The organism is Micromonospora rifamycinica (assembly GCF_900090265.1).
In the GTDB taxonomy this organism is placed as follows: Bacteria; Actinomycetota; Actinomycetes; order Mycobacteriales; family Micromonosporaceae; genus Micromonospora; species Micromonospora rifamycinica.
Window position 1 is genome coordinate 3,104,205 of record NZ_LT607752.1, and the last position, 22,772, is coordinate 3,126,976.

At 74.1% G+C, this 22,772-nt stretch carries 24 protein-coding genes; 12 read left to right on the top strand and 12 right to left on the bottom strand.

Going from position 1 to position 22,772, the window contains the following annotated elements:
• Positions 1 to 3: 3 nt before the first annotated feature.
• Positions 4 to 1,191 (top strand): threonine synthase, encoded by a 1,188-nt coding sequence (locus tag GA0070623_RS12565; RefSeq protein WP_067312740.1) that lies wholly within the window; start codon positions 4 to 6, stop codon positions 1,189 to 1,191.
• Between the two features lie 126 nt (positions 1,192 to 1,317).
• Here GA0070623_RS12565 and GA0070623_RS12570 read toward each other — a convergent pair whose 3' ends face one another.
• Positions 1,318 to 1,710, bottom strand: coding sequence for a cupin domain-containing protein (locus GA0070623_RS12570; protein WP_067312738.1), 393 nt, complete (start codon positions 1,708 to 1,710; stop codon positions 1,318 to 1,320).
• Positions 1,711 to 1,984: 274 nt separating this feature from the next.
• On the opposite strand from GA0070623_RS12570, the gene GA0070623_RS12575 reads away from it, so the two are divergent.
• On the top strand, positions 1,985 to 2,710 hold the full coding sequence (locus tag GA0070623_RS12575; RefSeq protein ID WP_067312736.1) for a response regulator transcription factor: 726 nt from the start codon (positions 1,985 to 1,987) through the stop codon (positions 2,708 to 2,710).
• A 142-nt stretch (positions 2,711 to 2,852) separates the two neighbouring features.
• Here GA0070623_RS12575 and GA0070623_RS12580 read toward each other — a convergent pair whose 3' ends face one another.
• Positions 2,853 to 4,226, bottom strand: coding sequence for a cellulose binding domain-containing protein (locus tag GA0070623_RS12580; protein WP_067312734.1), 1,374 nt, complete (start codon positions 4,224 to 4,226; stop codon positions 2,853 to 2,855).
• 201 nt (positions 4,227 to 4,427) lie between these two features.
• Between GA0070623_RS12580 and GA0070623_RS12585 the strand changes: the two genes are divergently transcribed.
• Positions 4,428 to 5,507: a beta family protein gene (locus tag GA0070623_RS12585; protein ID WP_407937980.1), complete on the top strand. Its 1,080-nt coding sequence runs from the start codon at positions 4,428 to 4,430 to the stop codon at positions 5,505 to 5,507.
• A 5-nt stretch (positions 5,508 to 5,512) separates the two neighbouring features.
• Here the strand turns inward: GA0070623_RS12585 and GA0070623_RS12590 are convergent, their stop codons facing one another.
• Complete coding sequence (locus tag GA0070623_RS12590; protein ID WP_067312730.1) at positions 5,513 to 5,794, bottom strand: HesB/IscA family protein; 282 nt, start codon at positions 5,792 to 5,794, stop codon at positions 5,513 to 5,515.
• 229 nt (positions 5,795 to 6,023) lie between these two features.
• Here GA0070623_RS12590 and GA0070623_RS12595 point away from each other — a divergent pair, with 229 nt between their 5' ends.
• Positions 6,024 to 6,749, top strand: coding sequence for an MIP/aquaporin family protein (locus GA0070623_RS12595; RefSeq protein ID WP_067312728.1), 726 nt, complete (start codon positions 6,024 to 6,026; stop codon positions 6,747 to 6,749).
• A 97-nt stretch (positions 6,750 to 6,846) separates the two neighbouring features.
• Positions 6,847 to 8,430, top strand: coding sequence for a D-alanyl-D-alanine carboxypeptidase/D-alanyl-D-alanine endopeptidase (gene dacB / locus GA0070623_RS12600; protein ID WP_067312726.1), 1,584 nt, complete (start codon positions 6,847 to 6,849; stop codon positions 8,428 to 8,430).
• 61 nt (positions 8,431 to 8,491) lie between these two features.
• Here dacB and GA0070623_RS12605 read toward each other — a convergent pair whose 3' ends face one another.
• From GA0070623_RS12605 to GA0070623_RS12615, 3 genes are all read right to left on the bottom strand, one after another.
• Positions 8,492 to 8,929: a nitroreductase family deazaflavin-dependent oxidoreductase gene (locus GA0070623_RS12605; RefSeq protein ID WP_067312724.1), complete on the bottom strand. Its 438-nt coding sequence runs from the start codon at positions 8,927 to 8,929 to the stop codon at positions 8,492 to 8,494.
• A gap of 75 nt (positions 8,930 to 9,004) precedes the next feature.
• A complete protein-coding gene (locus GA0070623_RS12610) occupies positions 9,005 to 9,901 on the bottom strand; it encodes a hypothetical protein (RefSeq protein WP_197700068.1) in 897 nt (298 codons plus the stop codon).
• A 226-nt stretch (positions 9,902 to 10,127) separates the two neighbouring features.
• The gene (locus GA0070623_RS12615) at positions 10,128 to 10,721 is read right to left on the bottom strand and encodes a pentapeptide repeat-containing protein (protein ID WP_067312722.1); all 594 of its coding nucleotides are present in this window, start codon (positions 10,719 to 10,721) and stop codon (positions 10,128 to 10,130) included.
• 78 nt (positions 10,722 to 10,799) lie between these two features.
• Here GA0070623_RS12615 and GA0070623_RS12620 point away from each other — a divergent pair, with 78 nt between their 5' ends.
• Positions 10,800 to 12,032, top strand: coding sequence for a serine hydrolase domain-containing protein (locus GA0070623_RS12620; RefSeq protein WP_067312719.1), 1,233 nt, complete (start codon positions 10,800 to 10,802; stop codon positions 12,030 to 12,032).
• A 49-nt stretch (positions 12,033 to 12,081) separates the two neighbouring features.
• Here GA0070623_RS12620 and GA0070623_RS12625 read toward each other — a convergent pair whose 3' ends face one another.
• Both GA0070623_RS12625 and GA0070623_RS12630 read right to left on the bottom strand, forming a co-directional pair.
• The gene (locus tag GA0070623_RS12625) at positions 12,082 to 12,546 is read right to left on the bottom strand and encodes a PPOX class F420-dependent oxidoreductase (protein WP_089004022.1); all 465 of its coding nucleotides are present in this window, start codon (positions 12,544 to 12,546) and stop codon (positions 12,082 to 12,084) included.
• Positions 12,547 to 12,589: 43 nt separating this feature from the next.
• A complete protein-coding gene (locus GA0070623_RS12630; protein ID WP_089004308.1) occupies positions 12,590 to 13,231 on the bottom strand; it encodes a DUF6642 family protein in 642 nt (213 codons plus the stop codon).
• Positions 13,232 to 13,556: 325 nt separating this feature from the next.
• On the opposite strand from GA0070623_RS12630, the gene GA0070623_RS12635 reads away from it, so the two are divergent.
• Complete coding sequence (locus tag GA0070623_RS12635; RefSeq protein WP_067313233.1) at positions 13,557 to 14,336, top strand: D-Ala-D-Ala carboxypeptidase family metallohydrolase; 780 nt, start codon at positions 13,557 to 13,559, stop codon at positions 14,334 to 14,336.
• Between the two features lie 88 nt (positions 14,337 to 14,424).
• Here GA0070623_RS12635 and GA0070623_RS12640 read toward each other — a convergent pair whose 3' ends face one another.
• From GA0070623_RS12640 to GA0070623_RS12650, 3 genes are all read right to left on the bottom strand, one after another.
• Complete coding sequence (locus tag GA0070623_RS12640; protein ID WP_067313235.1) at positions 14,425 to 14,916, bottom strand: hypothetical protein; 492 nt, start codon at positions 14,914 to 14,916, stop codon at positions 14,425 to 14,427.
• A gap of 186 nt (positions 14,917 to 15,102) precedes the next feature.
• Positions 15,103 to 15,786: a response regulator gene (locus tag GA0070623_RS12645; protein ID WP_067313237.1), complete on the bottom strand. Its 684-nt coding sequence runs from the start codon at positions 15,784 to 15,786 to the stop codon at positions 15,103 to 15,105.
• Positions 15,787 to 15,841: 55 nt separating this feature from the next.
• Entirely contained in the window at positions 15,842 to 17,086 is a 1,245-nt protein-coding gene (locus tag GA0070623_RS12650; protein ID WP_067313239.1) for a sensor histidine kinase, read from the bottom strand.
• 133 nt (positions 17,087 to 17,219) lie between these two features.
• Here GA0070623_RS12650 and GA0070623_RS12655 point away from each other — a divergent pair, with 133 nt between their 5' ends.
• The 5 genes from GA0070623_RS12655 (at position 17,220) to GA0070623_RS12675 (ending at position 21,753) form a co-directional block, all read left to right on the top strand.
• On the top strand, positions 17,220 to 18,119 hold the full coding sequence (locus tag GA0070623_RS12655; RefSeq protein ID WP_067313241.1) for an ABC transporter ATP-binding protein: 900 nt from the start codon (positions 17,220 to 17,222) through the stop codon (positions 18,117 to 18,119).
• Positions 18,116 to 18,898: a hypothetical protein gene (locus GA0070623_RS12660; protein ID WP_067313243.1), complete on the top strand. Its 783-nt coding sequence runs from the start codon at positions 18,116 to 18,118 to the stop codon at positions 18,896 to 18,898. The genes GA0070623_RS12655 and GA0070623_RS12660 overlap by 4 nt, the downstream gene beginning before the upstream one ends.
• Before the next feature lie 2 nt (positions 18,899 to 18,900).
• Positions 18,901 to 19,620: a YqeB family protein gene (locus tag GA0070623_RS12665; RefSeq protein WP_067313245.1), complete on the top strand. Its 720-nt coding sequence runs from the start codon at positions 18,901 to 18,903 to the stop codon at positions 19,618 to 19,620.
• Positions 19,621 to 19,661: 41 nt separating this feature from the next.
• On the top strand, positions 19,662 to 20,222 hold the full coding sequence (locus tag GA0070623_RS12670; protein ID WP_067313247.1) for an SOUL family heme-binding protein: 561 nt from the start codon (positions 19,662 to 19,664) through the stop codon (positions 20,220 to 20,222).
• Between the two features lie 103 nt (positions 20,223 to 20,325).
• Positions 20,326 to 21,753, top strand: a complete 1,428-nt coding sequence (locus GA0070623_RS12675) for an amino acid permease (protein ID WP_067313249.1) — start codon at positions 20,326 to 20,328, stop codon at positions 21,751 to 21,753.
• Here the strand turns inward: GA0070623_RS12675 and GA0070623_RS12680 are convergent.
• Entirely contained in the window at positions 21,699 to 22,739 is a 1,041-nt protein-coding gene (locus GA0070623_RS12680) for a hypothetical protein (protein ID WP_067313251.1), read from the bottom strand. The two genes, GA0070623_RS12675 and GA0070623_RS12680, sit on opposite strands and share 55 nt — an antisense overlap.
• Positions 22,740 to 22,772 lie beyond the last annotated feature (33 nt).

Below are 22,772 nucleotides of genomic sequence, written 5' to 3' on the forward strand. Positions count from 1 at the left end.
ATCGTGTACCTGACCCACCTGGAGTGCCCCCGCTGCGACCGGGAACACGACGCGGGCCGGCTCACCAACCTGTGTGACTGCGGTTCACCGCTGCTGGCCCGCTACGACCTGACCGCGGTGGCCGCCGCGGTGACCCCCGAGCGGTTCGGGCTGCGCCCGGCCGACCTGTGGCGCTACCGGGAGCTGCTGCCGGTCGCCGACGAGCGGCACGTCACCACGTTGGGCGAGGGGTGGACGCCGCTGTGGCGGGCGTCGGCGTACGGCCGGGAGATCGGCGTCGGAGACCTGATCGTCAAGGACGAGGGGCTGACCCCCACCGGGTCGTTCAAGGCGCGGGGGGCGGCCGTCGGGGTGAGCCGGGCGCGGGAGCTGGGGGTCCGGCGGATCGCCATGCCGACCAACGGCAACGCCGGAGCCGCCTGGGCGACGTACGCGACCCGGGCCGGCCTGGCCTCGACCATTGCGATGCCGGTGGACGCCCCGACCATCTGCCGCCGGGAGTGCGTGGCCGCCGGGGCCGACCTGCACCTGGTGGACGGGTTGATCGGCGACGCCGGGCGCTGGGTGGCCGAGCTGGTCGCCGGCTCGGACGGCACGGTCTTCGACGCCGGCACGCTGCGCGAGCCGTACCGGCTGGAGGGCAAGAAGACGATGGGGTACGAGATCGTCGAGCAGCTCGGCTGGCAGGTGCCCGACGTGATCATCTATCCGACCGGTGGCGGGGTCGGCCTGATCGGCATCCACAAGGCGATGCACGAGCTGCGGACGCTGGGCTGGGTGGGCGACAAGCTGCCCCGGCTGGTGGCCGTGCAGTCCACCGGCTGCGCGCCGGTCGTCCGGGCGTTCGCCGCCGGTGAGGACCGGGTCCGGCCGTGGGTCGACGCGCACACGGTGGCGTTCGGGATCACCGTGCCGGCCCCGCTGGGCGACGAGCTGATCCTGACCGCGCTGCGGGAGAGCAGCGGGACGGCGCTCGCCGTCGACGACGCGGAGATCCTGGCCGACCTGCGGGACTTCGCCGCCCGGGAGGGGTTGCTGCTCTGCCCGGAGGGGGCGGCCTGCCTGACCGCCGCCCGGCACCTGCGGGCCGGTGGCTGGATCCGGGCCGGCGAGCGGGTGGTGGTGCTGAACACCGGGTCGGGGCTGAAGTACCCGGAGACGGTGGACGTCTCCGGCGTGCCGGTGGGGTGACGCCCGACCCCCTGCGGACGGGACGCATCCCCGACGGTTGGGTCCGGGGCAGGAGGACCCCCGCCCACGCGCGGGGCGTGGGACGGGGGTCGGCCCCGGGACCGGCGTGCCCGCCGACGGTGGGGTTCAGGAGGTCGGCGGTTCGTCCCGGCCGGCGGCCTCCGCCGCGTCGGCCTCCTCCTTGGTCCGGTGCACCGCCTGGTCGGCGTGCTCCGGCGGGCCGTAGACGGTGTAGAGGACCAGCGGGTTGGGGCCGGTGTTGACGAAGTTGTGCTTCGTCCCCGCCGGCACCACCACCAGGTCGCCCTGGGCGACCGCCCGGGTCTCCCCGCCGACCCGGGCCTCACCGGTGCCGCTGACGAAGGTCAGGATCTGGTCGATCCCGTCGTGGACCTCCTCGCCGATCTCACCACCGGCCGGGATCGTCATGATCACCAATTGGGTCTGCTCGCCGGTCCAGAGCACCCGGCGGAAGTCCGGGCTCTTCTCGGCGACCGTCGCGATCGTGAAATGTTCCATGTCCCGCTCATACCCGTAACGGCAGCGGATCACGCCGGGTCGTGCGGATGGTGGAATTCCCCACCCCGCGGGGGTTTGCAGGTCGCCGAAACGGGCAACGAGCACTCCGGGCCGGCGCGGCGACGCACCGGTCGAACCAGGTCCCCGCTGGCGTACCGCCGAATGGCTGCGGTGGTGGGAGACGGTCGGAGCGCGGCGACGGACGGCCGATGGTCGTGCGGCGCCGTGCGCCCGTCTCCGGGGTCGGACCGTTGCCCGGGACTACCCTGCGGGGGTGGCCCGCCTGCTGCTCGTCGAGGACGACCTGACCATCCGCACCCCGCTGGTCCGGGCGCTGCGTGAGCGGGGGCACGCGGTGGCGGCCGCGTCGACCGCCATGGAGGGGTTGCGGCACACCCTCGACGAACGACCCGACCTCGTCGTGCTCGACCTCGGGCTGCCCGACCTGGACGGCGGTGAACTGCTGCGGATGCTGCGCGCGGTCAGCGCGGTCCCGGTGATCGTGGCCACCGCCCGCGACGACGAGCGGGAGATCGTCCGGCTGCTCGACGCCGGGGCCGACGACTACGTGGTCAAGCCGTTCACCGCCGCCCAGCTCGACGCCCGGGTCCGGGCGGTGCTGCGTCGGGGCGGACCCGACCGGCCCGACGACGACCCGGTGCTGGTGGTCGGCGGGCTGCGGATCGACCCGCGCGCCCGGCAGGTCGCCCTGGACGACGTACCGGTGGAGCTGACCCCGCGCGAGTTCGACCTGCTGCACCACCTCGCCACCCGGCCCGGCGCGGTGGTGACCAAGCGGGAGCTGCTCACCGAGGTCTGGCGGATCCCCTACGGCGGGGCGGACAAGACCGTCGACGTGCACCTGTCCTGGCTGCGTCGCAAGCTCGGGGAGAGCGCCCAGCAACCCCGCTACCTGCACACCGTGCGCGGGGTCGGGGTACGGCTCGCCCCGCCCGGCGGCGACCACCCCGGGCCGGGCGACGACCCGGGCGACGACTGACCCGCGACCGGCCCGGCACCGGTGGGGTGCCGGGCCGACGGGGTCTCAGCGGACCGGGGTGCCGGGACGACAGGGGCTCAGCGGACCGGGGTGCCGGGACGACAGGGGCTCAGCGGACCGGGGGTGCCGGACCGCCAGAGGCTCAGCGGACCGCGCAGGTGAGCACCGTCGGCGGCTGGTTGTCACCGGTGACGACCAGCCCCCAACTGGTCGTCGCGCCGGGGGCCAGGCTCCCGTTGTGGGCGGCGTTGGTCGCGGTGACCTGCCGACCGGACTGGCTGACCGTGGCGTTCCAGGACGAGGCGACCTGCTGCGTGCCGGCGAAGGTGAGCGCGTTGGTCCAGCCGGTCAGTGCCCCGGCCCCGACGTTCCGGACGGTCACCTCGGCCTGGAAGCCACCCGACCAGGAGCCGGTCACCCGGTAGCCGGCCGAGCAACCGGTCATCGGCGCGGGCGTCGGCGTACCGGTCGGCGTCGGGGTCGGCGTACCGGTCGGGGTCGCGGTCGGAGTCGGAGTCGGAGTCGGCGTGGGGGTCGCGGTCGGAGTCGGGGTGGGGGTGGGGGTGGGGCCGTCCGAGGTGGTGTAGTCGACCCGGGTGTACGCCGCCGAGCACGTCCCGCCGCAGGACGCGGGCAGGGCGAACCGGTAGACCCGACCGTTGTTGACCAGTGCGCCGGCCGCGTCGCGGACCCGGATCTGGAAGTCGGTGCCGCCTGAGGCGGTCGCCCCGATCACGTAGGACTGCCCCATGTCGCCGTTCATGGCGGCAGCGGTCCACACTCCACCGGCCAGGTACTCCACCCCGTGGATGCCGTTGGCCAGGTGCGAGACGGCGATCGCCGGCCAGTAGCGCTGGGCACCCTTCATGAAGCCGATCCGGATGTCGCCGGAGTAGTTCGGCGCGGGCACGAACGACCAGGAGACGTGCCGGTTGTTCCAGTGGGTGGGGTTCATGTCGCCCACCGGTGTCCCGTTCCGGACGAACCGGTTGAGCGAGGCGGTGGAGAGGTCCAGGTGGTAGGGATCGTCCCGGCACCAGGCGTTGCCGTCGCCGCAGCTGTCCGCCACCACCATGGTCAGCGTCGCCCCGTTGTAGGCGTCCGTGGTCCACCCGCCGTTGCGGCAGAACGGCTGGCCGGGCGCGCCGTCGTTGACGCCGGTGCAGTAGTCGCCGATCGTGACCCGGACGAAGCGACCACAGTTGAGGCCGTTGTTCCACAGCCCGATCTTCGCCGCCTGACTCGCCGGGATCGGCCGGATCGGGTACGACGAGTAGTCGCCGGGCAGGTCGTAGGCGTTGAGCGCGACGAAGTCCGGCGCGTCCAGCTCCGACTGGGGCAGTCCGCAGCCGCCGTACGGGGCGCCGAGGGCGTCGAAGTGGGTGGCGTTGCCGGTGACCGGGGTGGTCGGCTCGGGTACCGCGACGGCCCGGGCGGGCAGCGGAACGGCCAGCAGCAGCGCGGCGACGAGGGTCGACGCCGCGAACGGGCGGGCGCGGTGACGCGACGATCTCATGGGGGTACGCCTTCCAGGACAGCATGGGGGGACGTTGGTCTCGGATGCCCTTCCACGCCCGGCGTACCGCCCGTCCATGCCACCATCGGCACCCACCGCTGTCAATGCCCGACATGGACCCACCGCTGATTTCCGTTCACCTCTGTGCCGGTGGCGCTCGAATCGGTAAATTGAGGTATGGTGCCCGCCCCCGGAGGTCGGGTGGCGGAACCGGTCTACCGCCCCATCCTCACCAGCAGACGCGGTGAGCTGGAGGCGCTGGTGCACCTGGACAGCGCCGCGGCTCCCCTGGTAGCTCCGGTCCTGCACGTCTCCCCCGCCGACAGCGGCCTGCCCGAGCTGCTGGGCCGGCTGCCCGCCGGTCTGGTGCCGGCCGTCGACGTCTGCGCGCTGCCCGACGGGCCGGACGCCGAGCTGGCCCGGTGGGGCGTACCGGTGCTCCCGGTGATCGGTTTGAGCTGTGGTGACCGGCGGTTGGCCGCGCACGGCACGGCGTGCCGCGCGTACGCCCGGGGGGCGGTGGTCCGGCTCCGCGTCGGCCGGGACCGGGCCGGGCCGGACGCGACCACCTCCGCAGTGGAGCGGGTGTGGCGGCGCACCGGGTTGCTCCCGGAGCAGTGCGACCTGCTGGTCGATGCCGGTGACGTGTGCTGTGCGGCGGATCTGCGGACGGCCGAGCCCCGGGTGCGGCGGCTGGTGGACTGGGCCTGCCGGCACGCCTGGCGCACGGTGACCGTGGCGGCCGGTGGGATGCCCCCGTCGCTGTCCCGGTTGGGCACCGACGAACCGGTCCGGGTGGACCGGTGGGACTGGCAGTTCGGGCGTCGGCTGACCGACCTGGGCGTGGGCTACGGCGACTACGGGGTGGCCCCGGCCCCGCCCGGCGACGTGGAGCCCGGCGACGTGGAGCCGGGCGACCGGCTGCCCACCGTGCGGTACACCGCCGACGACGGGTGGTGGATCTACCGCTGGTCGCGGCGGGGTGGCCGGGGCGACGAACGCTTCGCCGACCTGTGCCGGGCACTGGTCGCCGCCCCGCACTGGCCGCCCGCCGGGGCGGGCTTCTCCTGGGGCGACCAGGAGTTGCTGCGCCGTGCCCGCCGGGTGACCGGGGCGGGATCACCGGTCAACTGGACGGCGTGGAGCACGTCGCACCACCTGGCGCACGTCCTGGCGGCGTTGACCGGCCCGGTCGACCGGCGTCGTCCGGGTCCGCCCCCGGGCGGCGAGGACGGCTTCACCCGCCCGCACCGCGGCGGCGAGCACCGGTGGACCCGCTGATCAGGTCACGCCTGCTCGGTGAAGCCGAACTGCACCACACCCTCGTCGTCGACGGAGGCGTCCACCGAGGTGTCGTTGAGCAGCTCGGCGGCCTCGGAGTCGAGGAAGATGCGGGCCCCCTCGGTGTCGACGATCTGGTCTCCCTGGGCCGGCACGGGCACCAGTTCGATGGTGAGCGCCCCGGCCTCGACGTCGGCGGCGATCCGCAGCCCGCCGTCCTGGGCGACGTCCTGCTGGGCCGCGAGGTCACGGATCACGAGCACGGCGTTGTCGGTCATGGTGAGCATGATGGGACTCCTCGGGATTCTCGGGATCGGAACCTCGCGCGGCGGCAGATGCGCGCTTCCTGCGGCGAATCGGTGCCCGCCGGGCGATCCGGGGCGGCTTCCCGCGGCCCCTCCTCACCCACGGTGCCCGTTGCCCGGGGGTTCGTCAAATAGAGCGGGGTCTGTCGAGGGCTCCGCCGACATCCCCGTTTCCGCTCCCCGGCCCGCCGATCCTTCCTACCCTGAGCGCATGGACGCTGCCCGACGGTACGCCGCCGAACTGCTCGGCACCCTGCTGCTGGTCTTCGTCGGGGTGGGCAGCGCGGTCTTCGCCCGGGTCGAGGGCGGGGTGGTGGTCGTGGCGCTGGCCTTCGGGCTCGTCGTGGTGGCGCTGGTGTACGCGCTCGGACCGCTCTCCGGTGCACACCTCAATCCGGCGGTGACGCTGGGGGTGCTGCTCTCCGGCAAGATCTCCGTGGTCGGCGCGGTCGCCTACGCCGTCGCGCAGTTCGTGGGGGCCGCGGCGGGCGGCTTCGTCATCTGGGCGCTGGTCCGCTGGGGCGGGGTGGCGGACCAGACGGGGGTGTTGGGCACCAACGGCTACGGCGTGCACATCAACCGCGGCGGCACGGCGGTGCTGGAGACCATCCTGACCTTCCTGTTCGTGCTGGTGGTGCTGGTGGTGACCAGCCGGGTCGAGCATGCCGGTTTCGCCGGCCTGGCGATCGGCCTGGCGCTGACGGCGGTGCTCCTGGTGGGGATCACCCTGGACGGCACCTCGGTCAACCCGGCCCGGTCGTTCGGCCCGGCCCTGTTCGAGGGCGGCACGGCGCTGCGGCAACTGTGGGTGTTCTTCGTCTTCCCGCTGCTCGGCGGGGCGCTGGCCGCTCTGGTCGCCCCGCTGGTGCTCCGGCGGAGCCCGCGGCTGCGGCGCGGACCCGAGGCACCCGGTCCGGCCGCGCCGCAGCCCGGCTGACCGGTCCGGGCCGACCGGTCCGGGACCGGCCGGAGACGGAAGAAAACCTACGGTGTCGAGGCTTGCCTGACGGAAATCTTCGTGGCAGCGTCAGCGCATGCATCGTCGTCTCTTTCCCCGGACGCTCGCGTCGGTGGCGCTGGCCGCCACCGTGGCCACCGCCGGTGCGCTCCCGGCCACCGCCGAGTCACCCTCCCCGGCGGACGCCCGGTTGCGCGCCACCATCGACGCCGTCCTCGCCGACCCCCGGCTCGACGGCGCGCAGGCCGGGGTGGTCGTGGTGGACACCACCACCGGCCGGACCCTCTACGACCGCGACGGCGACCGCCGGCTGGTGCCCGCCTCCAACACCAAGCTGCTGACCTCCACGGCGGCCCTGGCGCTGCTCGGCCCCGGGCACCGGTTCAGCACCGATGTGCTCACCGCCGGGCGGCGGCGGGCCGGGCTGCTCTCCGGCGACCTCTACCTGCGCGGCGGCGGCGACCCGACGATGCTGGCCGCCGACTACGACGCGCTGGCCGCCCGGGTCGCCGCCGACGGGGTACGGATGGTGACCGGTCACCTGGTGGCCGACGACACCCGTTACGACGACAGCCGGCTCGGCCCGGACTGGGCCTGGGACGACGAGTCGTCCTACTACGCGGCTCAGGTCTCCGCGTTGACCGTGGCGCCGGACACCGACTACGACGCGGGCAACGTCATCGTGCGGGCCGCCCCGGCGGGCACGGTGGGGGCGCGGCCGATGGTCACCATGACCCCGCCCAACGGCTACCTGCGGATCGACAACCGGGCCGAGACGGTCGCCGACGGCGGGACGACGCTGTCGTTCGCCCGGACGCACGGCGGCAACACCATCGTGGTCACCGGTCGGATCGCCGTCGACGCCGTGCCGACCAGCGACTGGCTCAGCGTCTGGGAGCCCACCGGGTACGCCGCCGCCGTCTTCCGCGACGCGCTGCGCCGGCACGGGGTCCGGGTGCTCGGCCGGACCGTGCTCGGCCGGGCCACCCCGGCGGACGCGGTACCGGTGGCCCGGCACGACTCGATGCCCCTGGCCGACCTGCTGGTGCCCTTCCTCAAGCTGTCCAACAACGGCCACGCCGAGGTGCTGACCAAGGAGATGGGGCGGGTCGTCTCCGGCACCGGCAGCTGGCCTGCGGGGCTCACGGCGATCAGCGAGTACGTCGCCGACAACGGAGTGGACACCGGCGTGCTGCGCCAACTCGACGGCTCCGGGCTGTCCCGGCGCAACCTGGTCCCGGCCGGCGAGTTCGTCGCCCTGCTCGCCGCCGTACGCCGGGAACCCTGGTTCGACACCTGGTACGCGGCGCTGCCGATCGCCGGTAACGCCGACCGCCTGGTCGGTGGCACCCTGCGCAGCCGGATGCGCGGCACGGCGGCGGCGGACAACGTGCACGCCAAGACCGGCAGCCTGACCGGGGTGTCCGGGCTCTCCGGCTACGCCACCGACGCCGACGGGCGGGTGCTGGCGTTCTCGGTGGTGTTCAACAACCACCTCACCTCGTCGGTCCGGGAGTTGGAGGACCAAATCGCCATCGCCCTGGCCTCCCACCGGGCGGCGGACGGCGGCACCGCCCGGGTGGCACCGCCGGCCGCCCCGGAGGCGCCACCGGCACCCGGGGGCGGGGAGTGCTCCTGGGTCAAGCCGGCCGTCTGCTGAGCCGCCCGGCACCCGGGCCACCGCCGGGTGCTGAGCCGCCCGGCACCCGGGCTGCGGCCGGTCACCGCCGGTGCAGCACCACCACCGGGATCTCCCGGTCGGTCCGGCTCTGGTACTCGTCGTAGGCGGGCCAGATGGCGGTCATCGCCGGCCACATCGTCGCCCGTTCCGCCGGCTCGGCGGTGCGCGCCCGGACGGCGAACGTCTCCCCGCCGACCTGCACCTCGGCCTCGGGGTCGTCGAGCAGGTTGAGGTACCAGGAGGGGTGCTGCGGCGCACCGCCCTGGGAGGCGACGACCAGGTAGTCCGCGCCGTCGCGGCCGTAGATGAGGGCGGTGCGACGCAGCTTGCCGCTGCGCCGGCCGCGGGTGGTCAGCAGCAGCGTGAAGACGCCCGGCTGCCACTCGTGCCCCTCGACACCGCCGGTCGCGACGTACCGGCGGATGTGGTCGGCGACCCAGCCCTCGGGGCTGTCCACCACCTGCTCGTTGGTCGGCATCTGTGCCTCCGGCTAGCTCGTGGGCATCGACCCGGCCACGCTATCCCGGCAGCGACCCGCCCGGCACGGAACGACTCAACGGACCGCCGCCGCCTGGAGGTTGACGTTGCCGCAACTGCTGTTGAAGGTCCCCTCGACGGTCCACCGGATCAGCAGCTTCGCGCCCTGCGGGGCGCGGAACCGGATGACGAACTGGGTGGTGTGGGTGGTGTGCGGGTCCTCCAACCGCAGGGTGCGGGTCGGGCCGCCGGTGGACAGCCGCACGTCCAGCCGGCCCCGGGCCATCCAGATCCCGGCGAAGAGGTGCACCGTGCGCGGCTCGCCGCTGGCCGGCACGGACAGCGCGAAGCCGTTGCCGACCCCGCAGACGAACACGCCGGTGCCGGTGGCGCCGACGGCCGGCACCGGCGTGCCGTCGCGCCAGCCGAACAGTTCGGGGTTGGTGTCGTACCGGTCACGCGCGCCCCGGCCGCCCTCGTCCCGGATCTCCCCGGTGCCACCGCTGCGACGGACCAGGGTCTCCGGCCGGTTGAGCCCCCAGTGGACCCAGTCCCGGGTGCCCAGCCCGGTCAGGTCCACCTCGGCGGGCACCTCGGTCCGGGAGACGCTGACCGTCGGCGCGGCCGGCGACGACGCCGCCGGGACGACCGTGGGCGACGGCGGAACGGTCGGTGACGGGGTCCGTTCCCGGGGCTGCAACCCGGGCGCGGCGATCCCGGTCTCGGCCGGGTCACCCAGCCCCGCCACCCCGGTCGGGTAACCGGCCGGGGTGGGCGTGCCGGCCGCCGGCCCCGCGTCCTGCCCGGTCGGGTCGGCTGCCGGCCCCAGGTAGGTCACTAGCACGGCGAGGCAGGCCAGGGCGGCCACCGCCCCGATCGCCCAGCGGCGACGTTGCCGGCGACGGGCCTCCCGCCGCTGCGCGCTGCGGGTCGTCGGGCCCGGCCCGATCCGCCAGGTCTCTTGGTCGTCCACGTGTGTCCCACTCCCCAGCCCGACGCCCGCGACCGGTCGGGGAGGGGGTGCGGTCGCGACGTGAGCGCTCTCACGTTTTCATTTCAAGGCCGGAGTGCGCCATATGCCAGCGGGTGGGCGTTTCCAGTTTGTTACCAACTGGGGTTGAAGGAAAGTTTCCTATCCATTGTCGAAATCCCAGCTCAAGGCCATGATGCCAGGAAGATCCACCAGGCCTGCGGGCCGGTCAACGAATCTCGAACCCCAGCGCCAGGGCCAGGGCCATCGCCTGCTCCGGGTCGATCACCGCCCCCGCCCGCTCCACCGCCGTCGGATCCAGCGCGGTGAGGTCACTACCCCGCAGGTCGGCTCCGCCGAGCCGCACACCGTGCCACTGGGCGGCCGAGAGGTCCACCCGGGCCAGCGTCGCGCCGGTCAGGTTCGCCCCGCTCAGGTCGGCCTCCCGCATCCGTACGTCGCTGAACCGCGCGCCACGCAGGTCGGCGCCGGGCAGCGCGACGAACGACCAGTCCCCACCCGACACCCGCAGCGGACGCAGCTCACACTGGTCGAACGTGCTGCCGACCAGCTTGCAGCCGGTGAACTCGGCCTCGAACAGGTTGCACCGGCGGAACCCGCAGCGGACGAAGGCCGAGTCGGTATGCCGGGAGGCGTTGAACGACACCCCGCCGAAGGAGCACTCGGTGAACGAGGCGCCCCGGCTGACCGCCTCGGTCAGGTCGACGTCGGCGAAGACACAGCGCACGAAGTGCCGGTCGACGAACTCCTCGGCGTACCAGTCGGTGCGGCGGAACGTCTCGTCCTCGGTGGCCTGCGGCATCGGTCCACCATAGGTGCGAGCACCGACACCACCGGCGAATCTTCCACCCGGCGCGTACCGGCTAGTAGGTTCGGCGGCGTGAACGTGGCACGCAGCACCGACCCGGCCCGCATCGGCTTCGACCCGGCCCGGCTGGCCCGGATCGACGAGCACTTCGGCCGGTACGTCGACGACGGGCGGCTGGCCGGCTGGCAGGTGGTGGTCACCCGGCGCGGCGAGATCGCCCACTGTTCGGTGTACGGGCTGCGCGACGTGGAGGCGGGCACCCCGGTCGACCCGGACACCATCTGGCGGATCTACTCGATGACCAAGCCGGTCACCTCGGTCGCGGCGATGATGCTGTGGGAGGAGGGCCGGTTCGAGCTGACCGACCCGATCAGCCGCTGGCTGCCGGAGTTCGCCGACGTCCGGGTCTTCGACAAGGGTTCGGCGCTCAAGGCGTACACCGTGCCGGCGGTCGAGCCGATCCGGGTCTGGCACCTGCTCACCCACACCTCCGGGCTGACCTACGGCTTCGCGCACACCTCCGTGGTGGACGCGATCTACCGGGCCGCCGGCTACGACCTCGGTGTCCCGCCGGGGCTGGACCTGGCCGGCGCGAGCGCCGGGATGGCGAAGCTGCCGCTGCTGTTCCAGCCCGGCACCGGCTGGAACTACGGGGTCTCCACCGACGTGCTCGGTCGGCTCGTCGAGGTGGTCTCCGGGCAGAGCCTGGCCGAGTTCTTCGCCGACCGGATCCTCACCCCGCTGGGCATGACCGACACCGGTTTCTGGGTCGACCCGGCGGACGCCGGGCGGCTCGCCGCCCTCTACACCCCGCATCCCGGCACCGGCCGGGTGGTCCGCGCCGACGCGCTCGGGGCTGCCGCGTCGGCCCGCCCGGAGTGCCTGTCCGGCGGCGGTGGGCTGGTCTCCACGGCCGCCGACTACCACCGGTTCACCCAGTTGCTGCTGCGCGGCGGCGAGCTGGACGGCGTACGGCTGCTCGGCCCCCGGACGGTGCGCTACATGACCCGCAACCACCTGCCCGGCGGCGGCGACCTGGCCTCGCTGGAGCCGCGGGGGTTCGCCGAGACGGTGCTGGACGGCATCGGCTTCGGGCTGGGCTTCGCCGTGGTGCAGGACCCGGTGCCGGCCAAGGTGCCGAGCAGCGTCGGCGAGTACTACTGGGGTGGGCTGGCCAGCACCGCGTTCTGGGTCGACCCGGCCGAGGAGCTCACCGCCCTGCTGTTCACCCAGCTCATGCCGTCGAGCACCTACCCGCTGCGCTCCCAGCTGCGCCAGCTCGTCTACGCCGCCCTGGTCGGCTGAGCCCGCACCGGCCCGGGATCGGGGCGGGGGACCGGCCGTACCCCGGTGGTCAGTCGGCCAGTTGGGGCGGGAAGCCGCCGGTGGCGATCGGGCCCCACCTTTCGACGGTGACCCGGATCAGCGACTTGCCCTGCGCCACCATGGCCGCCCGGTACTCGTCCCAGTCCGGGTGCTCCCCGGAGATGCTGCGGAAGTACTCCACCAGCGGCTCCAGCGCGTCGGGCAGGTCGAGGACCTCGGCCACCCCGTCGACCTGCACCCAGGGGCCGTCCCAGTCGTCGGAGAGCACGCAGGCGGAGACCCGGGGGTCACGGCGGATGTTGGCGACCTTGGCGCGCTGCGGGTAGCTGGAGATGACCAGCCGGCCGGCGGCGTCGACCCCGCCGGCGACCGGCGAGGACTGCGGGCGGCCGTCGGCCCGGGTGGTCATCAGCAGAATCCGGTGCCGGGGGCGGACGAACTCGATCAGGGCGTCCCGGTCGACCCGGGTGTTGGTTGCGACGCTGCGTGCCATGCCCCGGTTCTACCAGGCCCGCCGGCCGGCGGGGCGGCCGGTGTCAGCCGGACCGGCCGGCGGCCCGGCCCGGCGCGGGCTGGGCGGGCACCCGGGGCCGGGCCGGGGGCCGCCAGGCGCGGCCGTTGGCGTAGATCACCCGGAAACCGAGGTACGCCGCGAGCGGCGCCCAGTGCGCCGAGCCCATCCGCAGCTCGGCGGCGTTGTGCCGCTGGCCGTTGGCGAGCACGTCGAGCAGCACCGTCTCGAAGGCGGCCGACTCGACCCAGTCGACTTCGCGGGTGAAGCCGCAGATCAGGGCCGCCCCGGTGACGTCGAGGAAATCGCGCAGCGTGGCGTCGGAGGCGCGCAGCACCGAGCAGCTGCCGAAGTAGAGCCGCCGGCCCTCGCCCCGCCCGGCCATCCGCTCGGCGACGTCGGACAGCTCGACGGAGTCCCAGTCGGTGAGGCAGAGCCGGCTGGGCTCACCGTGCATGGCGAAGAAACCGACCCGGTGGTCGGCGTACTGCTTGAGCAACCAGCGGTCGAGGAAGTAGAACAGCTCGTCGCGGGTGGCGGCGTCCTTGTGGATGTAGCGGATCCGGCCGAGTCGCTCGAGCAGGTCGAGGGTGGGCAGCACGGACCCGCGCTCGTTGAGGTCGCGGTGCCACTGCCCCTCGACACAGAAGACCCCGCCCCGCGCCACGTCCACCTCCCCCGACCCCGCCGGCCCGCACGACGTTACCGGGTCGGGGCCGACGGGCCCCATCACCCTCGCGGCCGGTTCGCCCCGCCCGGCGGGACAGGCCGTCGACCGGGAATTCCGGCCCGTTGTGTCACTTACTGGCCCGGCCTGACCGAATCACCATTGGCGGCAATTCACAGACAACATCCAGCTATCGCCGCCGCTGCGGACAATTCTTCTCTATTGCCGCGAATCCCTCGGCGAGCTGTCACTGTGGAAGTTGCAGGACGTCCTGGGCGATGCCCTGCGTCACCACCCCATCCACGTCTCGATCGGGAGGACTTCTGTGCGCAGGAACACTGTGAAGCGGGCACTCGTCGCGTTCGCCCTGGCCCTGCCGGGTGCCGCGATCGCCACGGTGGCCGCCGCGCCAGCGGCCCACGCCGACGGCTGTTACACCTGGAAACGCGACCTCTACCAAGGGCTCTCCGGCAACGATGTCCGCCAGCTGCAGATCCGGGTGGCCGGATGGACCAGCCGCGGCGGGATCGTCCGGATCGACGGGGACTTCGGCCCCGAGACCGCCGCCGCGGTCAAGCGCTTCCAGAGCGCGTACGGGCTGCGCAGCGACGGCATCGCCGGCAAGCAGACCTTCAACAAGCTCTACCAGTTGCAGGACAACGACTGCACGCCGGCCCACTTCAGCTACCGGGAGCTGGACGGCGGCTGCGGCAAGGGCGGGTGGAGCGGCGGGCCGCTCTCCGCCGCCGACACCAAGGCCAGCGCGGTACGCACCATGTGGAAACTGGAGGCGCTCCGGCGCGGCCTGGGTGACAAGCCGCTCAACGTCACCAGCGGCTTCCGCGACTCCAGCTGCAACAAGAAGGTCGGCGGAGCCTCGGACAGCCAGCACCTCTACGGCAACGCCGCCGACCTGACCTCGGCGAGCAGGTCACTGTGCGAGGTCGCCCGCGCCTCCCGCGACCACGGCTTCAGCGGCATCTACGGCCCCGGCTACGCCGGTCACGACGACCACGTCCACGTGGACTCCCGGCGGGAGAACAACTACGACAAGTCGACGAACCGCACCAGCTGGGCAGCCCCGGACTGCGGCGTCAGCCGCTGACCGACCGGCGTGGACACCGGCCCGGCCCCACGGGATCATCGGGGCCGGGCCGGCACCGCACCGGGGAACCGGCGGGGGGTGCCCCCGCTCAGCTCGCCCGGGGCCAGCGCGGCGCGGCGGCGGGGGGCGCCACCGGCCGGCCGGGGACACCGGCGCGCATCCCTGGCCGCATCCCGGTGGCGGTGGGCCGCCCCCCGGACGTGCCCGGCCGAACCACCTGGCCCCGCGCCGGGTAGCCGGTGGCCGGGGCGGGCCGGGCGGGCGTCGTACCGGGCCGGGGGGTGGTGTAGGTGAACGGGAACGGCACGTGCACGAACGGGTTACCGTGCCGGATCAGCGCGTCGATCTGCCGGTCGTTCAACCCGTGGTTCTCCAGCACCCGCCGCCCCCAACGGTGCAACCGGCACGGGTACGACGACCCGTCGTTGCGGCACAGCGGCCCGTTGGGCCACTCCTCGGCGGCGTGCACCACGACCGCTCGCACCGCGAGCCGGACGTCCTCGGGTGTCAACGAGGCGGGCACCGGCACCTCGCCCAGAACCTGATCGATGGGGTCCGTCGACTGCTCACCAACTCGCACGGCAGGCCTCCCGCAGCTCGGCAGCGATTGCAGCCGAATCGCCGCAACGCATCCTCGGCCAGTGGTACGGGCGGTGACCGGCGGCGGTTCAATCCCCCCAGGCGGTGAGCAGATCCTCCGGCGTCAACACCCGCACACCATCGACCACCGCGCCGGCCGGGACGACCGCCAGCAGCGGCACCCGCCTCAGACCAGGCCCGCGTCGTGGACCAGCAGCGCCACCTGGACCCGGTTGTTCAGCGCCAACTTGGTCAGCAGCCGTGACACGTACGCCTTCACCGTCGCCACGCTCATGAACAGCTCCGCCGAGATCTCCGCATTGCTCCGGCCGTGACCGAGCGCCACCGCCACCTCCCGCTCCCGCTCGGTGAGCCCGGCCAGCAGCCGCAGCGCCCGGTCCCGGCGCGGGTCCGGGCCCGCCGTCGACCCGTCGGTCAGGTGGCTGATCAGCTGCCGGGTCACCGTCGGTGACAGGGTCGCCTCGCCGGCCGCCACCCGCCGCACCGCCCGGACGATCTCCGCGGGCGGGGTGTCCTTGAGCAGGAAGCCGCCCGCACCGGCCCGCAACGCCCGCAGCACCTGCTCGTCGGCGTCGAAGGTGGTCAGCACCAGCACCTCCGGCGGGTGCGGCGACGCCCGCAGCGCCTCGGTGGCGGTCAGCCCGTCGACCCGGGGCATCCGGATGTCCATCAGCACCACGTCGGGCGCGCACCGGGCCACGGCGGCCGGCACCTCGTCGCCGTCGGTCGCCTCCCCCACCACCCGCAGGTCCGGCACCCCACCGAGGATCATCGACAGCCCGGCGCGGACCAGCGCGTCGTCGTCGACGATCAGCACCCGCACCGGGGCGTCGGGATCGCCGCCGCTCATCCCGGCCACCCGGCCCGCCCCCGCCGGTCGGCGGGGTCCGGTCCGGCCGGGCGGCTCATGCCGGCCACGGCAGTCGGGCGGCCAGCCGGAAGTCGCCGGTCGCGTCGTCCCGACCGTGCGTCAGCCGGCCACCGGCCAGGGTGACCCGCTCGGCGATGCCGACCAGCCCGGTCCCGGCACCCGGCAACGCCGGCCCGGGCGCGCCGCCCACCGGCCACGGGTTGCGGATCTGGACCGCCAGCTCCCGCCCCGGCCCGCCGGCCAACCGGACGGCGACCGCCGCGCCCGGGGCGTGCTTGCGCGCGTTGGTCAGCCCCTCCTGCACGATCCGGTACGCGCTGCGGCCCACCGCCGTCGGCACCTCCGCCGGCCGGGTCACCTCGTCGACCAGGGTGACCCGCACCCCGGCCGCCCGCGACTCGGCGACCAGGGCGGGCACGTCGGCGAGGGTGGGCTGGGGGCGTTCCGGTGCGCTGTCGCCGCCGGAGGTGTCGGCGCGGAGCACCCCGATCACCTCACGCAGGTCCTGGAGCGCGGCGTGCGCGCTGCCCCGGATCACCCCGGCGGCCCGGGCCACCTCCTGCGGCGGCGCGTCCGGGCGGAACTCCAACGCCCCGGCGTGCAGGCTGAGCAGCGAGATCCGATGCGCCAGCACGTCGTGCATCTCCCGGGCGATCCGGGTGCGTTCGAGCTGCCGGGCCTGTTCGACGCGGAGCTGCTGCTCGGCCTCGGCCCGGTGGGCGCGGTCGCGCAGCGACAGCACCAGCTGCCGGCGGGCCCGGACGAACAACGCCCAGGCCACCACGATCCCGACGAACATCATCGTCCAGGCCACCGTCGCCCAGTAGGGCAGCGACGGGTCGGGACGGACGACGCTGTAGAGCGGAATGACCGACAGGTGGAACCCGACCAGCGCCGCACCGATCGGCAGCGGCCGGTGGACCAGCACGGTGAACACCACCACCAGCATCGCCACCCCGGCGGTCACCGAGAACAGGGCCAGCGGCAGCCCGGCCACCGCCAGCCCGACCGGCCAGCGGCGGCGCAGCCACAGGGCCGCGCAGTAGACCAGACCCCCCGCCAGGTCCACCCCGATCAGCCAGGACGGGCCGGCGTTGTGGGAGAACTGCGGCCTGCTCGACATCGCGTCGGCGAACGCCAGCAGCGCCCAGCCGACGGCGAGCAGGAAGGCCACCGTGTCGACCAGCCAGTCCCGGGGCGTCCGCCGGGACGCCCTCGCCTCGGGCGTCAGCGCGCCCGGCAACAGCCAGGGATGATCGGGTACGACGGCAGCACTCACCCACCCATGCTAGAAACCCGACCGGCTTCCCGGACACCAACCAAAGTCGAGGTCTGCCGGTATACCGAGGTAGGGGCGGCTCTCGACCGCCGGCCGCAGCGCCCGGCCGGGTGGCTGGGACAGGCTCGACGGCATGATCACCGTTGACCACCTCACCAAGCGGTACGGCCCGCACACCGCCGTCGACGACGTCTCGTTCCGCTGCGAATCCGGCACCGTGACCGGTTTCCTCGGCCCGAACGGGGCCGGCAAGTCCACCACCATGCGGATGCTCTGCGGGCTGACCCGCCCGACCTCCGGCACCGCCACCGTCGCCGGTCAGCCCTACCGCGAGCTGCCCAACCCGGGCCGCGAGGTGGGCGTGCTGCTGGACGCCTCGGCGCAGCACGTCGGGCGCAGCGGGCGGGAGACGCTCACCCTGGCCGCCCGGACCATGGGCGTGGACGCCGACCGGGTGCCCGCCGTGCTCGACCGGGTGGGTCTGAACCCGGTGGCGGCGAAGCGCCGGGTCGGGGCGTACTCGCTGGGGATGCGGCAGCGGCTCGGCCTGGCGCTGGCGCTGCTCGGCGAGCCCCGGGTGCTGGTCCTCGACGAGCCGGCCAACGGCCTGGACCCGGAGGGGATCTTCTGGATGCGCGGGCTGCTGCGCGACTTCGCCGACCGGGGCGGCACCGTGCTGCTCTCCTCGCACCTGCTGCGGGAGGTGGAGGCGGTCGCCGACCGGCTGGTGGTGATCGGCGGCGGCCGGGTGGTGGCCCAGGGCGGCAAGGACGAGCTGCTGGCCGGGGCCGGCACCCTGGTCCGGGCCCGCGACCCGCACGCCCTGCGGCTCACCCTCGACCGGGCCGGGCTGGACGCCACCGCCGGCGCCGACGGCGGCTGTGTGGTGCACGCCGAACCCGGGGCCGTCGGGCAGGCCGCCGCCGACGCCGGGCTGGTCCTGACCGAGCTACGGCCGGCCGGCGGCGGTGGCCTGGAACAGCTCTTCCTCACCCTGACCGCCGGCGCGAGCACCAAGGAGGCCGTGAAGTGAGCACCGTGACGACCGCACCCCCCACCCCCGCCCGGCAGGCCGTGCCCGGACCGTCGCTGGTCCGGCTGATCGGGGTGGAGCTGCGCAAGCTCGGCGACACCCGGGCCGGACGCTGGCTGCTGGCCTCGATCGGACTGATCGCCGCCGTGATCGTCGCGCTGCAACTGCGCTTCGTCGACGACGCCGCGCAGACCTTCAGCAACTTCTTCACCGCGTCGCTGGCGCCGGTGGCGCTGCTGCTGCCGGTGCTGGGCATCCTGTCGATCACCGCCGAGTGGTCCCAGCGCACCGCGCTGACCACGTTCGCCCTGGTGCCGCGCCGGGAGCGGGTGGTCGTCGCCAAGCTCGCCGCCGTGCTGCTCGCCGCGTTGGCGTCGGTGCTGGTGAGCCTGGCCGTCGCCGCCGTCGGCACCCTGCTGGCGGGGATCACCGGCGGGGCGGGGAGCTGGGACTTCGACTGGACGCTGGCCGGGCACGCCGCCGTGTTCCAGGCCATCAACGTGCTGATCGGCGCGGGGTTCGGCCTGCTGCTGCTCAACACCCCGCTGGCGATCGTCACCTCGCTGCTGCTGCCGACGGTGTGGGGCATCCTCTCCGCGATGATCGCGGCGCTGCACGGCCCGGCCCGCTGGCTGGACACCTCGATCACTATGGAGCCGCTGCTCGGTGCGGACATGACCGCCGGGCAGTGGGGCCGGCTCGGGGTGTCCCTGCTGGTCTGGGTGGCCGCGCCGCTCGCCGCCGGGATGGCGCGCACGCTGCGGCGCGAGGTGCACTGACCATGTCGACGCGGGAGCCGGACGCCACGACCAGAGTCGGTGGCGACGTCGGGGAACTGCTGGTCATGTGGGTCGGCTTCCCGCTGCTGGGCGGCGCCCTGGGTGGGCGGCTACCCATGGTCGCCGACTGGGTGGCCGGGCTGCCCTGGGCTCCGGTGCAGGGCTGGTTCGAACTGGTCGCCGGGTTGCCGTACCGGCGGGCACTGCTCGGGGGCATGCTGCTCGGGATGCTGGCCGGGCTGCTCGTCGCCCACGTCGGCACCCGGGAACGGTTGATCGTCACGGTGGACCGGGGCGGTGTCCGGCTACGCCGCGACGGCGTCGACCACGACCTGGTCCGCCGGTGCGTCACCGCCGTCTTCGCCGACCGCAGGGAGCTGGTGCTGCTCGGTCCGGCCGGTGAGGAGCTGGCCCGGGAACGGTCCGACCTGAGCCGAGGGCGGCTGCGGGACGCCTTCCGTGAGCACGGTTGGCCGTGGCAGGACGCCGATCCGCACCGGGCGGCGTACCGGCGATGGGTGGAGGGGTTGCCCGACCTGCCGCCGGGGGCGGATCCGCTGCTGCGCGCCCGGCAGCGGGCCGTCGAGGCCGGCCGGCAGCGGGACGCCCGGGAGATGCGCGGTGAGCTGGCCCGGCTCGGGGTGGTCGTCCGGGACGAGGACAGGCGACAGTACTGGCGGACCGTTCCGCTTCCCCGGGAGGAAAACCCGGACGGGCGGTAGCGTCTGTGGTGGAGGGGATCTCCTCGGAACCGGGAGCCTGCATGACCGAGCAGCAGCCGTACCGGGTGCTGGGCCGGCACCCCGGCTTCGAGCTGCGCCGGTACCCGGCCCACCTGGTCGTCGAGCTGCCGATCGACGGGGGGTTCGCCGCCGCCGGGAACGCCGCGTTCCGGCCGCTGGCGGCCTACCTGTCCGGGGCCAACCGATCCCGGCGCGGGGTCGGGACGGCCGGTCAGGTGCTGCGGGAGGCGGGAGGCGAGCGGATCGCGATGACCGCGCCCGTGGTCCAGGAGGAGGGCGACCGGCCCGGGAACTGGCGGGTGTGGTTCGTGCTGCCGGCCCGGCTCAGCCCGGCCACCGTGCCCGAGCCGGCGGACCCCCGGATCACCGTCCGGGAGGTCCCCGAGCAGCTCGCCGCGGCGGTCCGGTTCGCCGGGCGGTGGACCGACCGGGCGTTCGAGCAGCGGGCCACCGCGCTGGGCCGGGCGGTAGCCGACGCCGGCCTCACCCCGTCGGGGGCGATCCGGTACGCCCGGTTCGACCCGCCGTGGAAGCCGTGGTTCCTGCGCCACAACGAGGTGGTGCTGCCGGTCGTCGAGTGACCCCGGCGCACGGCCGCAGCGTCGTCACGTCGTCGCCGATTGTGCATCCGCCGCACAGGGAGTATCAACCAAGGCGGATATCTCCCGGCGGAAGGGGACGACCATGGCCTCCACAGTCGACAGGGGCGGGATCTTCCGCCGCAAGCCGGTCGAGGAGATCACCGACGAGACCGGTCAGGGGCTGTCCCGCTCGCTCGGGCTGTGGCAGCTCACCGCGATCGGCGTCGGCGGCATCATCGGCGCCGGCATCTTCGCCCTGGCCGGGGCGGTGGCCAACCAGACCGCCGGGCCGGCGGTGCTGGTGTCGTTCCTGATCGCCGGGCTCGCCAGCGCGGCGGCGGCCCTGTCGTACGCCGAGTTCGCCGGCATGATCCCCCGGGCCGGCTCGGCCTACACCTACGGGTACGCGGTGCTCGGCGAGGTGGTGGGCTGGTTCATCGGCTGGGACCTGCTGCTGGAGTACACCGCGATCGTGGCGGTGGTGGCGATCGGCATCTCCGGCTACTTCGGCTTCCTCGTCGGTGAGCTCGGCGTCGAGCTGCCCGCCTGGACGCTGGGTGCCCCGGGCACCGGCGACGGGCACGTGGTGGACCTGTTCGCGGTGCTGCTCTGCCTGCTGATCGCCTTCCTGCTGACCCGGGGCATCAGGACCGCCGCCCGGTTCGAGACGATCGTGGTCGGGGTGAAGGTGGCCGTGGTGCTGCTGGTGATCGTGGTCGGGTTCTTCCACGTCCGCACCGGCAACTACTCGCCGTTCTTCCCGTACGGGCTGGGCGGGGCGTTCACCGGGGCGGCCACCGTCTTCTTCGCCGTCTTCGGCTACGACGCGATGAGCACCGCTGCCGAGGAGTCCACCGACGCCCGCCGGCACATGCCGAAGGCGATCGTCTGGTCGCTGGCCATCTCGATGGTGCTGTACGTGCTGGCCACCCTGGTGCTGACCGGGATGCAGAACTACCGGGACATCGACCCGGAGAGCGGCTTCTCCTCCGCGTTCGCCTCGGTGGGGCTCTCCGGCCTGGCCAGCGTCATCGCCGTCGGGGCCATCATCGGCATCCTGACGGTGATGTTCACCTTCATGCTCGGGGTGACCCGGGTGTGGTTCTCGATGAGCCGCGACGGCCTGCTGCCGGCCTGGTTCGCCAAGGTGCACCCGGTGCGTCGGGTGCCCACCCGGGTCACCTGGATCGTCGGCGTCGGCTCGGCGGTGATCGCCGGCTTCCTGCCGATCCGGCAGGCCGCCGAGCTGACCAACATCGGCATCCTGCTGGCCTTCGTGGTGGTCTGCGTCGCGGTGATCGTGCTGCGCTACCGCAGCCCGGACGCCCCACGGACGTTCCGCCTGCCGGGCATGCCGGTGGTGCCGGCGCTCGGCGTGGTCTTCTCGGTCTGGCTGATCAGCTTCCTCGACCACGTGACCTGGCTCCGGTTCGCCGTCTGGTTCCTGCTCGGCGGCCTGGTCTACACGTTCTACGGTTACCGCCGCTCGGCGCTGGCCGGCCGGGACGGCACCACGCCCCCCGGTTCCTGACCCACCGTCGGTCGGGCCGGCAGCAGGGCGGCGAGCAGCCCGGTGAGCAGCCCGGCCAGGGCGGGGAACGGGTCGGGGCCGGCGATCGGGCTGTTGCCGGCCAGCGCGGTCAGCGGCGCACCCAGTCGCAGCGCCGCGCTGACCAGCAGCGCGCCGGACAGCAGGGCCAGCGGGACGACCACGGTGACCGGGACGAGCAGCACGAGCCGCCGCCACGCCGGTCGACCGTCCGGCCAGGGCCGGGTCAGCAGCGCCACCCCCACCAGCAGGACCGCGCCGAGCACCGCCGCCGGGAACAGCCGGTCGGTCGACCCGACGGGCCGGACCAGCGGCAGGCCGACCCCGCCGACGACGGCCATCCCCACCGCCACCACCAGCCGGGGCCGGCCCGGCCCGGGGACGGCGGCCAGCGCGCCCACCACTGTCGACGCCAGCAGGAGCAGACCGGTCACCAGGACGGCCGGACCGAGCTCGGGCTCCCGACCGGTCGGCGAGCGGGTCGTCACGGCGACCAGCATCAGCACCACCGTGACGACGGGCAGTCCGGCCAGCACGGCCCGGTCCGGGCCGGGCGCGGCGTCGCCGTGTACGCCGAGGGTGGCGGTGATCCCGACGGCCAGCCAGCCGACGGCGACCAGCAGCACTGTCGCGCCGGGGCCGGTGGGGTCGGCCCGGTCGACCGCGACGTCGGCGACCAGCGCGCCCCCGCCGAGCAGCACGGCGCGCAGGGTCGACGGCCGCCGGCCACCGCCGGCCAACACCAGCCCGGCGACGACCGCCGTCAAGGCCAGGAAACGCAGGTCACGCGCCCAGTAGGTGTGCTCGCCGGGGAGCCGCTCCGACCACGGGCCGACCGGTTCGGTGAGGGGTTGCCACCGGGTCGTCCCGACCGCCCAGCAGACCACGGCCAGGGCGGCGAGCCCGGTGCCGGCGGCGGCGAACCGGCCGCCCGGTCGCGGAGCGTGACCGGCCGGGGTGGGCATCATGGATGGTCAGACGCCATCCGGGCGGTTACGGTT